Source organism: Paenibacillus sp. BK033 (assembly GCF_004345425.1).
Taxonomy (GTDB): Bacteria; Bacillota; Bacilli; order Paenibacillales; family Paenibacillaceae; genus Pristimantibacillus.
This window is the reverse complement of record NZ_SLVP01000001.1, coordinates 1,270,907-1,284,451: the sequence shown is the minus strand read 5'-3', so window position 1 is coordinate 1,284,451 and position 13,545 is coordinate 1,270,907. Positions and strand designations below refer to the sequence as shown.

Sequence of the window (13,545 nt, the reverse complement as noted above, 5' to 3'; positions counted from 1 at the left end):
GCATAGTCGGTTATCGTTATGGTAAAATGGTCTTAAGCTAACCAACAATTGACAACAAGGCGGGAAAACAATGAAGAAAGCAGCGCTGAATACGATTTATGCCGTTTTTGCCCTTGCAGCCCTATTGACCTCTTGCGGTTCGCCGTCCAACACGACTGCCGGAGAAGCGAATGCCCTGCCTTCCGCTGGCACGGCAGCCGTTGACGAGCAGGCATCGCCAACCCCGGCAAGCCCGATGCATACGCCAACTCCTGCGGCAGAGACAAGCCCTGCGCCCAAGGTCAAAACTCCTTTGTATACAATGACCAGCGCCTACCGGTTTGTCCCCATCGATGAGACCGTAGCATCCAAAAAAGCCGTTTTGCTTACCTTTGACGATGCTCCCCATAACGAAGAGGTCATAAACAGCCTGCTCGATACCTTGGACAAGCACAAGGCGAAGGCGATATTTTTCGTAAACGGCTATCGAGTGAAGCAGCATCCCGAATTATTAAAACTCATCGCCGACCGCGGCCAGTCCGTCGGCAACCATTCCTGGGATCACATCGATCTGAAGAAAGAGGAGCCCGCCAAAGTGGAGTCGCAGATTGCGGATGTTCAAAGAGAAGTAAAAGCTTTAATCGGAAAAGAACCGCTATTCTTCCGGCCCCCGTACGGGTCCGGCGGAGATACGGTGAAGGCCGCGGCAAAAAACCACGGCATGCTGTTCATGACGTGGTCGAATGGTTCGCTCGATTGGGAGCAGAAGGCTCCCGGCGATCCGGACAAAGTAATCAGCAATGTGCTGGAGCAGCTTCATCCCGGAGCCAATATTCTGATGCATGAATTAAAATGGACGGCTGCCGCGCTTGACGGCTTGCTCGCAAAGCTCGAGGAAAAGGGGTATTCCTTTATCGACCCCGAGACGATTCAGGTCAGTCCGTAAACCGGACGCCATACCAGAACAGCCCTGCCACCAGACAAACGAATAATAAAAATAATACATTATAATACCATTTGGTCACTTTATAAGTACTGGAAGGGTGTACTTTGCGTCTAGGCGGCAGCGCCTCTGCATTCGTGTCGGTCGCGATGCCAGGCTGAACTGCCGCCTGTTCATGTTGTCTTCTTCCTCTTGAGCTACCGAATTTCTCCACTCTGCTCATCACTGCTCTGTTTGCTCCCTCCTAAAACGGATAATCAGCCCCATAATGAAATCCACCAGGAAATGCGCAACAATCGGCGCCCATAAGCTGCCGGACTGAATATAAATCCAGCCTAGCCCATAACTGATCGAAAAGACAAGACCGGTTGGAATCCAGTGCCTCAAATAACGCACATGAATGGCTGCAAAAATAATGCTTGTCCAATAAGGACCAAAAGAGTGCTGCACAGCCCCCCGGAACAACAGCTCCTCGCAAACGGCGACAACCAATGAGATAACGGCAATGTGCCACACCGGCCTGTTGCGGAAAATGCGTTCATTGATACCGCCGTCATCGGTTGCTTCCTCCGGTACCCATCTGGAGATGAGCAGGTCAACCGCGATTACCGCGGCGCCCAATCCCAGTCCCCACCATAAGAAAGCCGGGCTGTCAGGCAATTGTAATAACAGAAATGGATTGGAACGCTGAAATAATGCCCAAACCAAACCGATAACAATAGTAATAGCTTGCGTTACGTAAAGATTTACGAGCAGCATGCGGTCGTCAATCTCATCGACGGATAGTTGGCGAACGCGGATATTACGGAGATCGAATTTTTTCATAGCTTCCCGCCTGTCTAAGAAGGTCATATTTCCTTTTATGATCATTTCACCTATACTGATAGGGCACAAACGACGGCATATCTAATACATAGAAGGAGATTTGTGATGGAGAAACGTTTACCTCGTTCCGCAATGATATTTAGTTTGGGGTTTGTCTTTATGCTCGTCTGCGCGGTTGGTGCATTCTTCTACGGCGTAAAGCTTGGAACGTCCAAAACGGAAACCAAGTACGAAATGAAAGAATTGCAGGCGGCAGCGGTTCAAACCAGCAGCCCCTATCAGCAGCAGGATCTTGTCTCTTTCTATCATACCGTATTTTTGCCTTACCGTGAATTTCAATCCGAATGGAATGACGCGATGGACGACTTTGCGAAGGGCCATGGCGGCAGCGCCTCATCCGCTCTAAAACATTTAGCGGAGCTCGCTCACTCGAAAAGAACCGCGGCTTCCTCTTTCGATATGCAGAAGTCTCCTCTTCTCGGAGAGGCCCAAACGAATTATATCCGAAGCCTGGAGCAATTCGAAAAGGCGGCGAAAGCGGCGGCCGCAAGCGCGAAATCAACGGATGCTTCGAAGCTTCAAAGCAGCATTAAGCAACTGGGATCCTACCAGCTTGCGGTGAAGCAGGCATTGGCCGCTCAACAGGCCTATTACGCCGCCATGATGAAATGGGGGGCAACCGTTGAGCCGAACATCCCTGCTAATTATACAACGCCTAAGGTTATCCAAATCAACAGCTGGTCAAGCCTGCCCCTTATCGTAAAAAACAAGCTGATGGCAGATCAGCTGGCTTCGCGTCAGCAGTTCACTGAATATTATCCGCAGGATCTGACAAGCCGCATCGACGATTTTATCGCTTCCGGCCAACCCGCGAAGCTGAATTTGAAGACGGTGTCCGCCATTGCGGACCTGTTGATTGATACGGAGGCCGTCCGCAGCGGCGACTTCACCGAGAACCGCTCGAAGCTCTACAATAAAGATCTTCTGCCACAGCTTCCGTTCTTCTCTTAACTTAAGCTTCTTTAATCATATTGAAACCCTTGCAACGAGGCTATGGCAGCCATTCCTCCGGTAACATTGTGGAGGTTGCCGTAGCCTTGTTCTTCTAAATAATTGCAAACGGCCGCACTGCGCACCCCATGCGCGCATACTATATATAACGGTTTGTCATCCGAAATGGTTCCGAGACTGTAGGGGATCGTATTCATGGGGATTAACCGGGATGATTCCAAATGATAATATTCCCATTCAAATGTTTCGCGCACGTCGATGATTTGCTCCGGCTCAATCTGCCTGTCCGCAAGCATCTGCAGCAGCAGCTCCGGATCCAATTCCTTCCACTCCATCAATGCCTTTCTCTCCCCTGACCTGTTATTATCTCTTGCAATGCTTTGAATCATAACGAAAATTTCACATTTGATCAAGTTTATACATTGCATTTGTCCACCACCATGCTATAAAATAATAACGGTTGTCCATATCGGTTTAATCACGTTTCGCATTGATATAAATCGTGCATTTTTTCACACATCGGAGACAACAGCTGCCATTTACGATTGCCCGCAATTAAGACGAACCTCTCGTCCGGCTCGCTCTCGTTACTGTGCCGGGACGAGGTTTTTTGTTTTAGCAACAAAACGATCAGAATACAAATGGACGTGAAGTGCCGACATATCGGGCAGACCCCTGTTTGCTCCTTATGTCGGCACTTCACAAAAATTTTAGGAGGCAATCTACATATGTTTAAAGTGTTAGTATCGGATCCCATCAGTGATCTGGGCATTCAACAGCTTGTAGACGCAGATGATGTAGCAGTCGACAAAAAGCCCGGACTAAGCGAAGACGAATTGGTGAGCATTATCGGCGAATACGACGCCCTGCTCGTGCGCAGCCAAACGCGCGTAACGCCGCGCATTATGGAAGCCGGCAAGCAGCTTAAAGTTGTGGGCCGCGCCGGCGTAGGCGTAGACAATATCGATTTGGAAGCAGCAACCCAACGCGGTATTATCGTTATCAATGCGCCGGACGGCAACACGATTACGACTTGCGAGCATACTTTCGCGATGATGATGGCGGTTGCCCGTCACATTCCGCAAGCCTACCTGAAAACCGTTGGCGGCGTTTGGGACCGTAAATCGTTCCTTGGCGTTGAGCTTCGCAACAAAACCCTGGGTGTTCTTGGCATGGGCCGTATCGGCAGCGAAGTTGCAAAACGCGCAAAAGCATTTGGCATGGAAATCATGGGCTACGACCCGTTCATGACGGAAGAGCGTGCCGAGAAGCTTGGCGTTAAGCTGGCTACGGTTGACGAAATCGTTCGCAACGCCGATTTCATGACCGTTCATACTCCGCTTACTCCGGAAACCCGTCATATGATCGGCAAGAAGCAATTCGAAGTCATGAAGCCTGGCATGCGTATCATCAACTGCGCGCGCGGCGGCATTATCGACGAGCTCGCCCTTGTTGACGCGATTGATGCCGGCATCGTAGCCGGAGCGGCATTCGACGTATTCGAAGTGGAACCTCCTACCGAGGATCATCCATTCCTGAAGCATCCTAAAATCATCGTTACTCCGCATCTTGGGGCTTCCACGGTTGAAGCTCAAGAGAACGTTGCAATCGACGTTTCGGAGCAAGTCCTGCACATCCTGCGCAATGAGCCGTTCAGCAATGCGGTTAACATGCCTCCTATCCCGGCTAACCTGCAAAGCAAGCTGCAGCCGTATTATTCGCTCGGCGAGAAACTCGGCAGCCTGGTTGCTCAAATTACGGAAGGTGCCGTACAGGAAATTACCGTACGTTACTCCGGCGAGCTTGCGGAGGTTGATACTCAGCCGCTGACTCGTTACATTGTAAAAGGCGTGCTTTCGCATCATCTCGGTTCCGACCAAGTAAACGTCGTTAACTCGATGCATCTTGCCAAAGTTCGCGACCTCAATATCGTACAGCAAAAATCCCAGGCTTCCAAAGACTTTACGAACCTGGTAACGGTATCGCTCCGCACGAAACAAGAAGAGCGTATCGTAGCTGGCACTCTGCTTACCGGTTATGGCGAGCGCGTCGTTCAAATCGATAAGTTCCCTGTTGACGTTACGCCGGAAGGCAATCTGATCCTGATCTCGCATAACGACAAACCGGGCATCATCGGCCGCGTCGGTACGCTTCTTGGCAACAACGACGTGAACATTGCTACGATGCAAGTAGGCCGTCAGCTGGTTGGCGGTTCCGCGATCATGGTTCTGACGGTAGATAAAAACGCGGGCAAAGACATCCTTGAGCAATTGACTAGCCTGCCTGACCTGAACACAGCGAAAGAAATTACCTTGTTCTAATAGAAATAACGCCGGACATCTTGCTGCAACCAGCTGATGTCCGGCGTTTTTATATGCCCTTTTTGCTAAATGGGACCCGGGCGTCCTAAAAACCCAAGCTTACGGCAAATGGCTCTCATAAACTGATGATGTGCATGATGCGACCTTCCTTCGCGAAGGTCATTTTTTATTTACCGCCGGGTTCTTAGGCCACTCTCCTATCAGAACAACCAAGATACCCAGTAGCTTAGTAAAATTAACGTCACGATAACGGTAATCGGTATGACGACTATCGTAACCTTCAAGTACTGCCCCCAGCTTATTTTCACGCCGCCTTTTCTAAGGATGTGCATCCACATAATGGTGGCGAGCGTACCGATCGGAAGCAGAAGCGAACCCATATCGCTGCCGATCACGCTTGCAAGATAAGAGATCTTGAGCGTAAGCGGATCAAGTCCCATATTCGTTAACGTCAATGTTCCTACCATTAAGGCCGGGTGATTGTTGAACAGGTTGGACAGGACCGTCAGCAGCAGTCCCATCAGGACACTGGCGTGCACCAGACTGCCGGCGACAAGCGGCTGCAGGAAATGAATAAGCCATTCCGTAAGTCCAAGATTGCGCAGGCCATAGATGATGACATACATACCAAACGCGAACACGAGTATATACCATGGGGTTTTCTTTATCATGTCTACAGGAGGAATCTTCAGATAAATCCATCGCCAAGCGAGCAGACAAGCGGAACCGATAACCGCCATCAAAGATACCGGAAAATGAATATAGGACGCAACAAACAGGCTGGCTCGCACGCAAAAAACGAAGATCAGCACATTGCGCATGAATTTGTTGCTTCTTACTTTTACTTCAGCGGACTCTCCTTGGAGCGGATGGCCGCCTGGCTTTAAGCCCCACGGTGCAACTGGAGGCAGTTTTTTCGGAAGGGTACGGTAGAAAAGGAGAAAGAGGAGAACCGTAAGCAATACGAGGCCAAGGGAAGCTGGAACAAACATCATGGCGGTATGCATATAGAGATCCATATGAACGATTTTAAGCGCGATAAGATTGACAATATTGCTGACTCCGATCGGAGCACTGGATGCTGTCGCGATAAGCGCGCCGGATATTAAATAAGGAATCTTTTGATGGTTTTTCAGTCCCATGCTTTTCAGCAGCATTAATAAAATCGGAGTTGTAATGAGAATACTGCCGTCATTGTTTACGAACATCGTCATTAGGAAGCAAAACAGGCTCGTCAGCCAAAATAACCGGATGCCCGACCCTCTTGCTTTCCGAACCAAAAGCTCGGCAGCCCATTGAAAAAAACCAAAGCTTTCTAACACGATAGCCATCACGATCGTTGCGATAATCGTTATGGCCGCTCCGCTGATCGTTTCCGTGATCTCACCGAGGTTGGCCAAGGATACGGTTCCGGTTAAAAGTACGATTATCGCTCCCACGGATGCCGGAATCGCTTCATTAATATTGGGTTTCCAGAATATAAAGCCGATCGTAAGGAAGAAAGTACAAATGGTAATGATCGTCATTAAATCATTCATGCTCTAACCTCTCTTCATGCTCAACTCACTCATTTCTTTATTAATCTAGAAGTCTAGCTTTTTTTAATTTCATAGATGCACTCCCCTCAACTGAATTGGTTATAAGTAACGATATACTGTATTTATATGTACCTGACAAATAGCTCGTACTGGTCTATCACCCTAACTCTATGAAAACCATCTCCTATCTGTAATTGATAGATACCCCCTAATGATATTTACCGGGTATGCACACTTTTTTGTCTTACTGCAGATAAAATAGGCGGTGATTGGAAAGGTTAGAAAAAGACGACCAAAAGCTCAGGAGAAGATTATCGATGCCACATCAGAGATTCCAGTCCGCCAGCATCAAACCTCGCTATTCCAAAGGGCATATTTCCGTCTTCGGAATTAATTCGGTCTATCCCCGCCCCCCTTGGGTTGCGGCCTGGTGGTCAATCGCATTTCCCGGGTTCGGGCATATGTTTCTAGGAAAATACCTGCATGGTTTTGTATTGATCGTTTGGGAGCTGGTCGTCAACAACAAGGCGAACCTCAACATGGGCATCGCCCTTTCCTTTCAAGGACGTTTCGATGAGGCTAAGGCTCAGCTAAACCAGGATTGGCTTTTACTCTATGTGGCCGTGTTTGCCTACAGCATATGGGACAGTTACCGCTGCGCGGTTGAGAATAACAAGAGCCATACCCTTTCGGAGATAGAAGATGCTCCGGTTACGCCATCGGGCGTAAGCTTTTTCGATATTGTAATCCTGGATAAAAAGCATCCGTGGGCTGGACTGGTTTGGTCTGCCTTGTCTCCGGGATTAGGACAGCTTTATAGCGGCAGTACGGTTGTGGGCACGTTTGTTTTAGCATGGTGGATATTCGTCTGTTACAAGGCTATGGCCGTCCGCGCCTGGCTTTATTCGTTTCTTGGCGATTTCAAGAGCATGGCCGACTTAGTCGACTGGCAATGGTTTCTTTTCCTTCCTTCGATGTATGTGTTCGCGCTTTATCAGGCTTTTGCGTCTGTGAACGAGAATAATATTTTGTTCGACATCGAGCAAATACGGTACTTAAGAACGAGGGCTGAAAATTTGGGACAATTAAGGGTCTTGGATAACAATATAGTGAGGATCATCGCTACCTTTGAGCACTCGCCATTTGTGGAAATGGCTATCCATGATTTAGAGAAACTAGGCATACCATCCGAGAGTATTTTTGCACTGCCCTTAGAAAACCTTGATCCGCATACGAATGTCATTGACTCGATTCATCGGGTCGACGGCAGAAGTATTCTCGACGGAGCTATGGTAGGCGGCACCGTCTTTATGGTGCTGGGAACGATCTATGGTTTTATATGGCGCTGGGGGCCGGTGATCTGGGGACTGATTGGGTTAATTACGGGCTTCGTGATTGGACTGGCCATCGAGTTAGCGGTTAATAAGAACAAACTAAGACTGGCTTCCAACCGCAAAAGCGAAGTTGTCATTCAGCTGATCTGTCCCGAAACCATGAAGGATCAATTGATAGCCGTTCTTAAAAAAAGAAATGCAATCGGCTTTGTTGTCATGCCGCACATTTCTTAAGCATGGCGTGGCGCGAAGCGCGCACGGCCAAGGGGCTCGCGAGGGGTGAGGGGGGAACGCTCTTCCCGGAGCGCAGTGCCCGCCTTTCTCGCGTCCATTGCCCGATGCGTACCAAGCAATCCGCCGCGAAACAACAAAAACCACGCCATGTTCCACGAACAACAAGATTAATCCCCCTCATTCAACAAAAAAACGCTCCCCGAAGGGAGCGTATTGACATCTATTGATTCGATTCGACAGGCAGCAGCAAGGTGAACGTCGTGCCTTTTCCAAGGACGCTGTCGACCTCAATGCGGCCGTTATGCTGCGTAATAATGTTTTTGACGATAGCTAGTCCCAGTCCAGTTCCGCCCGAGGCACCGCGTTTGCGGGCCTTGTCGGCTTTGTAGAACCGTTCGAAGATATAAGGCACATCCTCGCTTGGAATACCTTGTCCTTCATCCGCTACAATCAGCTTAACGAACTTCAGGTTGTTGATCGTCGCCAGCTGACCGGCAATCTTAATGGATTTGCCCGCCGGCGTATGACGAAGCGCATTATCCATCAGATTCGTCAGTACCTGCTCGATACGGTCTTCATCCGCTTCTCGTACGGCAAGTGGTGTATCCGGGAGATCCGCAATCAAGCTGACGTCCCGCTCTTTTGCATACACCTGGAACTTTCGGTGAACCCGGCGGATGACATTGCGCAGATCGAATTCCTGAAGACTGAGCTCCACATGACCGGCTTCCATCCGGGCCATGTCCAGAAAGTCGTTGACCAGTCTGCCCATCCGAAGCGACTCATCGTAGATAACCTGGACGAGCTCTTTCCTCTCTTCCGGCGAAGCAACGATATCATCGAGCAGCGCTTCGCTGTAGCCCTGCAGCATGGAGAGTGGTGTCCGAATTTCGTGCGAGACATTCGCGACAAAATCCCTGCGCAGCTTCTCGAGTTTATGCTCCTCCGTCACATTCCGGATAACGGCAACCGCCCCGCGGACAACCCCGTCATTTTGCAGAGGGGCCATGACAACGGACCATGCATTGTTAAGAACCTGTACTTTATTCGTACAGTCGCGTCCGGACTGCATAACGCGCTCAAACGTGTCTCGAAGAGGCCCTGGAACGCTGAGGAACGGCGGAGCTTCTTCCTCTTCCCAATCCATGTCCATCTCCAGATCGGACCACCGGCTTACCAGCATATGACCCGGCGGGTTTGTCAGAATGACCTCCCCATCGGCGTCGAACGTGATAACGGAATCCCCCATACTCCTCAGGATGCTGGACAGATGCTCCTTTTCGTGATTCAAATCATCGATCAGCGTACCTAACTGCTCGGTCATATGGTTAAAGGTTTTGGCCAGATCCCCAATCTCGTCCGAGGACCGGATTTGTACCCTCGTCTTATAATTGCCTCCGGCGATGGAATCCGCCGCTCTCTTCAACTGAAGCAAAGGCTGTTGAATCCTCGACGACAAGAAGAAAGCGAAGAAAGTAGATAGCAGAAAGCCAAGAATGGCTACCACGATAAACAGCACCTTGATCTGATGCTGGGAGTCTTTAAAAGCAATATCGATATACTGAAGCAGGAACGTCCCGAGAATCACAAGGACAAGGGCGACGAGAAACATAATCGTCCACCATAGCTTCCCTACAACGGTATGCAGGGCGAAATGCCCCCAGCGCTTCAGCAGCCTCATTACTTCGGCACCTCGAGCTTGTATCCCACGCCCCATACCGTGGTAATCATCGAAGCCGCGTCGGGCGATACTTTGTTCAGCTTCTCGCGTAGGCGCTTCACATGCGTATCTACGGTCCGAAGATCGCCGAAGAACTCATAATTCCAGACATCCTTCAGCAGCTCTTCCCGCGAAAATACTTTGTCCGGCGATACGGCCAAGTAATGAAGCAATTCATATTCCTTAGGCGTTAAGCTTACTTCTTGTCCACCGGCCGATACGCGGTGCGCATCATGCTCGATAACCAGATGGGGAAATACGATGTTATTGCTCGAATTTACTTCTTTGGTCAAAAAGGCCGTCGCTGACGATCGGCGCAAAATCGCCTTCACCCGGTAGATGACCTCGCGAGGACTAAACGGCTTCACGACATAGTCGTCGGCGCCAACTTCAAATCCTTGCACCCGGTTCATCTCTTCCCCTTTGGCTGTCAGCATAATAACCGGCGTTGCCTTTACTTGCCGCAAACGGGAGCACACCTCCACGCCGTCAATGCCAGGAAGCATGACATCGAGCAGAATAAGCGCATAATCGGTTACAGTAGCCAGCCGAAGCGCCGTCTCACCGTCTTCCGCTTCATCGATTAAATAGCCTTCCTTCTCCAAATACATTTTCAGCAAACGACGAATCCGTTCCTCGTCGTCTACCACAAGAATACGGCTTGCATAGTCGGACATGCGGTGTTGCTCCTTTCAAAACAAATTTCATAAGACTTATTATACGCCTGCGTAGGAGTGTAAACCAGCGATGACAAGGTTAACCCCAACCAGTGTGAATAGAATAACGACAAAGCCGATAACCGCGAGCCAAGAAGAGCGTTTGCCCTGCCAGCCGCGCGATAAACGGAAGTGCAGATAAGCACTGTAATACAGCCAGGAGATAAGCGCCCAGACTTCCTTCGGATCCCAGCCCCAGAAGCGGCCCCAGGCAATATTCGCCCAAATCATGGCGAAAATAAGCGCGCCTAGCGTAAAGACAGGGAAGCCGATTGCGATTGCCCGGTAGCTGATCTCGTCGAGATCGTCCGGATCAATATCTTCCATAAGCGGATGAATAACCGCTCCGATCCGTTTGCGGAACAAGAGACGAATAAGGCCGTAAAGAATCGAGCCCGCAATTACCGACCAGATAACCGTATTCAGCTTGCGCCCGGCGTTAACGCCGTTCATCCAGCTTGGCGCCTCAAACAGCGGCTTGTCCATGCCGAGGAAGGAATCCATATGTTCAGCCTTGCTGTTATAAGGCTTCACGATTGGGGGCAGCGTATATTCCGCCGTATCGGTCGAGGAATGATCCACGCCTTTGCTGTCGATGGTCACGTTTTCTTGAGTAAACTTCGCCTCGTATCCAGCCCCTCTGAAAATAAACACGATCGCAATGAAGCCTATTACAAGGACAATCGTATATAAAGAGAATTCTACCCAAAACTGATCCCGTTTAGCTTCCTTTGAGGTCTGCTTGAAATCCACCACGCGGAGCAGGTACATCAGACCGGCCGCAAATCCTACAGCGAAGAAGGCTTCGCCTAGCGCCGCCGTCGTTACGTGGACTTTCAGCCAGATCGAGCTTAGCGCCGGAATAAGCGGCTGCACTTCCTGCGGGAAGACGGATGCGTAGGCAACAACCAGGACAACAAGCGGCAGAGCGAACATTCCGAGCAGCGGTTTGCGGTAGATCGCATATACGATTGTAAACGCGATCATTATAGCCATGCCAAGGAAGGTAATGAACTCGTACATGTTGCTTGTCGGGATTTGGCCGCTTCCGATCCAACGCGTAAAGAAGAAGGTCAGATGAGCTATAAGGCCAAGCGTCGAGGTAACGAACGAGATTCGCGACCAGCGCTGTTCATGCTTGATTGGATCACGATTGCTCCACTTTTTCCCTGCAATCGTTACCACATAGAATAGGAATGCAAAGCAATACAGGAAGAAGGCGGCGATGAAGGCATCGCTGCTGAAATCGACATAACTCACGCGTTATTCCCTCCGTTATCGAGCGACTTCGGATCTACGTCAATTCCGGATTTCCGGAGCGCGTAAGCCACGTCTGCTCTCATGCCGTACCAGTTTTTGTTAGTATGAGCGCCAAGCGACAGCTTGCCGTCGTCAACGCGAAGCCAGATCCGCCGGTGCTGCCAATAAGAGCCGAGCAGCAAGCCAAGCATCGAAATGGCGGCGCCATACCAGACATAAGTCAAAGCCTTGTCTTTGCGGACGTTCAAATAGGTGGAAGCCTCGGCGAAATGAACATTTTCCATGCCGTTTACCTTGATCTCCAGTTTGTCCGAAATGGAAGCATTAAGCTTGTCCTGATCAAACTTTTCTTTGTCCTTTTGCATCGGGAAATAGATATAAGGCTGGCCTTTCTCCGGCAAGCCGGGACCCGTAATCAAGAAGATAAAAGCAGGCGCATTCGGATCGCGGCTGAGCGTAACGGGCTCCCCGTCTTCCCCGATGCCGAATTCCATATAATTGGCGGCCAGCTTCATTTTGTAAGGTCCAAGCGAATAATCCAGCGGCGCATCCTTCATCGGCAGCTCAAAAGGTCCGTAAGATTCGCCCGTTTCCTTATTCACGAGGACGGGACTTACGCTCTTCAGCTTAGGCGTTACGTCATAGTCGAATTGATAGAGCTTTAGACCGTCGTACTTGAGCGGATGATTCACGAGAATATCCTGTTCCTTTACTTGCTTCAGAACAGGCTCTCCCTCTGCATGGTCTCCGCAATTGTCCGTGCACTTGTATAATACAGCCTTTGTCTCGTATCGCTTTGCACGGATCGTTCCTTTGAGCTCCGGCGGAAGCTCGTCGTCCGTGTAATATTCGACGGTGAACTTCTCGTTTTTCACGAAATAGTTCGTTCCCTCGATCTGTACCGTATCGCCGTCCGGAACGCTTACGTAACTGTCCATTTGCCAGCCCGGGAGACTCCGGGCAAGAATAGCCAGCAGGAACAGGATGAGACCGATGTGATTAATATACGGACCCCAGCGGCTGAACCGGTTCTTCTCGGCAAGCATGGCCGTACCGTCCGTGTGTATCTTGTAGCGTTTTTTCCTCAAATGCGCGGAGAACTGCTTGACCCATTCCTCCGCGTCGCCTTCGACCTGACCGTTGTATACCGCCTTCTGCCTCCTAATAAAGTGCAGGTGCTTGCGGATTTGCTGCTTGCTTAAAGCTCTATACAGCGGCAGCACGCGGTCGAGACTGCAAATGACCAATGACGTGCCGATCATAACCAGCAGCGTAATAAACCACCAAGAATCGTATGTATGAGACAAGCCTAGCTTATAATAAATCTTGCCGGGCAGCCCGTAGGTTTCCTCGTAATAGACGGAAGGCTTGAAATTGTTCAGGAAAGACCCTTCCTGCGGGTAGATCGTGCCAAACATAGCCGTTACCAGCGTAATGACGATTAAGTAGACGGCGATTTTGACGGAAGAGAAGAAATTCCAAATTTTATCTATCGGATTCGGATTACTCTTCTGCGACCGGCGCGCAACGCCGTCGTAACGCATTTCAAGAGGGGCATCGCTCTCGACGTCTTCCATAAGCGGCTTGCCGCAGCTCTCGCACAAGACCGTTCCAACCGCATTCTGATGCCCGCATTCGCATTTCGTGTTATGTAGCGATAACAC

Annotated in this window: 12 protein-coding genes; 4 read left to right on the top strand and 8 right to left on the bottom strand. The window is 50.1% G+C overall.

All coding sequences use genetic code 11. From position 1 onward, the window contains the following. Positions 1–70: 70 nt before the first annotated feature. Positions 71–925: a polysaccharide deacetylase family protein gene (locus EV294_RS05765; RefSeq protein ID WP_132304640.1), complete on the top strand. Its 855-nt coding sequence runs from the start codon at positions 71–73 to the stop codon at positions 923–925. On the opposite strand, the gene EV294_RS05760 is transcribed toward EV294_RS05765, so the two are convergent. Beyond that, on the bottom strand, positions 915–1,148 hold the full coding sequence (locus EV294_RS05760) for a hypothetical protein (RefSeq protein ID WP_132304638.1): 234 nt from the start codon (positions 1,146–1,148) through the stop codon (positions 915–917). The two genes, EV294_RS05765 and EV294_RS05760, sit on opposite strands and share 11 nt — an antisense overlap. Further along, the gene (locus EV294_RS05755; protein ID WP_132304636.1) at positions 1,145–1,747 is read right to left on the bottom strand and encodes a CPBP family intramembrane glutamic endopeptidase; all 603 of its coding nucleotides are present in this window, start codon (positions 1,745–1,747) and stop codon (positions 1,145–1,147) included. Before EV294_RS05755 ends, EV294_RS05760 begins: the two co-directional genes overlap by 4 nt. A 105-nt stretch (positions 1,748–1,852) precedes the next feature. On the opposite strand from EV294_RS05755, the gene EV294_RS05750 reads away from it, so the two are divergent. Further along, positions 1,853–2,758, top strand: coding sequence for a hypothetical protein (locus EV294_RS05750; RefSeq protein WP_132304634.1), 906 nt, complete (start codon positions 1,853–1,855; stop codon positions 2,756–2,758). 11 nt (positions 2,759–2,769) lie between these two features. Here EV294_RS05750 and EV294_RS05745 read toward each other — a convergent pair whose 3' ends face one another. After that, positions 2,770–3,093, bottom strand: a complete 324-nt coding sequence (locus EV294_RS05745) for a rhodanese-like domain-containing protein (RefSeq protein WP_132305308.1) — start codon at positions 3,091–3,093, stop codon at positions 2,770–2,772. Between the two features lie 393 nt (positions 3,094–3,486). Here EV294_RS05745 and serA point away from each other — a divergent pair, with 393 nt between their 5' ends. After that, positions 3,487–5,079, top strand: coding sequence for a phosphoglycerate dehydrogenase (serA, locus tag EV294_RS05740; protein ID WP_132304632.1), 1,593 nt, complete (start codon positions 3,487–3,489; stop codon positions 5,077–5,079). A gap of 200 nt (positions 5,080–5,279) precedes the next feature. Here serA and EV294_RS05735 read toward each other — a convergent pair whose 3' ends face one another. Continuing rightward, the gene (locus tag EV294_RS05735) at positions 5,280–6,617 is read right to left on the bottom strand and encodes an arsenic transporter (RefSeq protein ID WP_132304630.1); all 1,338 of its coding nucleotides are present in this window, start codon (positions 6,615–6,617) and stop codon (positions 5,280–5,282) included. A gap of 269 nt (positions 6,618–6,886) precedes the next feature. Here EV294_RS05735 and EV294_RS05730 point away from each other — a divergent pair, with 269 nt between their 5' ends. Beyond that, on the top strand, positions 6,887–8,185 hold the full coding sequence (locus tag EV294_RS05730; RefSeq protein ID WP_243711567.1) for a hypothetical protein: 1,299 nt from the start codon (positions 6,887–6,889) through the stop codon (positions 8,183–8,185). Between the two features lie 220 nt (positions 8,186–8,405). Here EV294_RS05730 and EV294_RS05725 read toward each other — a convergent pair whose 3' ends face one another. The 4 genes from EV294_RS05725 to resB are packed head-to-tail and all read right to left on the bottom strand — an operon-like array spanning position 8,406 to position 13,545. Beyond that, a complete protein-coding gene (locus tag EV294_RS05725) occupies positions 8,406–9,866 on the bottom strand; it encodes a HAMP domain-containing sensor histidine kinase (RefSeq protein WP_132304628.1) in 1,461 nt (486 codons plus the stop codon). Then, positions 9,866–10,582, bottom strand: coding sequence for a response regulator transcription factor (locus EV294_RS05720; protein WP_015843966.1), 717 nt, complete (start codon positions 10,580–10,582; stop codon positions 9,866–9,868). Before EV294_RS05720 ends, EV294_RS05725 begins: the two co-directional genes overlap by 1 nt. 39 nt (positions 10,583–10,621) lie before the next feature. Next, complete coding sequence (gene ccsA / locus EV294_RS05715; RefSeq protein ID WP_132304626.1) at positions 10,622–11,881, bottom strand: cytochrome c biogenesis protein CcsA; 1,260 nt, start codon at positions 11,879–11,881, stop codon at positions 10,622–10,624. Beyond that, entirely contained in the window at positions 11,878–13,545 is a 1,668-nt protein-coding gene (gene resB / locus EV294_RS05710; RefSeq protein ID WP_132304624.1) for a cytochrome c biogenesis protein ResB, read from the bottom strand. Before resB ends, ccsA begins: the two co-directional genes overlap by 4 nt.

Bases quoted from the DNA above. Each gene is read 5' to 3' on its own strand.
- EV294_RS05755 (WP_132304636.1), bottom strand. From the start codon at position 1,747: ATGAAAAAATTCGATCTCCGTAATATCCGCGTTCGCCAACTATCCGTC.
- EV294_RS05725 (WP_132304628.1), bottom strand. From the start codon at position 9,866: ATGAGGCTGCTGAAGCGCTGGGGGCATTTCGCCCTGCATACCGTTGTA.
- serA (WP_132304632.1), top strand. From the start codon at position 3,487: ATGTTTAAAGTGTTAGTATCGGATCCCATCAGTGATCTGGGCATTCAA.
- EV294_RS05765 (WP_132304640.1), top strand. From the start codon at position 71: ATGAAGAAAGCAGCGCTGAATACGATTTATGCCGTTTTTGCCCTTGCA.
- EV294_RS05745 (WP_132305308.1), bottom strand. From the start codon at position 3,093: ATGGAGTGGAAGGAATTGGATCCGGAGCTGCTGCTGCAGATGCTTGCG.
- EV294_RS05720 (WP_015843966.1), bottom strand. From the start codon at position 10,582: ATGTCCGACTATGCAAGCCGTATTCTTGTGGTAGACGACGAGGAACGG.
- EV294_RS05750 (WP_132304634.1), top strand. From the start codon at position 1,853: ATGGAGAAACGTTTACCTCGTTCCGCAATGATATTTAGTTTGGGGTTT.
- EV294_RS05735 (WP_132304630.1), bottom strand. From the start codon at position 6,617: ATGAATGATTTAATGACGATCATTACCATTTGTACTTTCTTCCTTACG.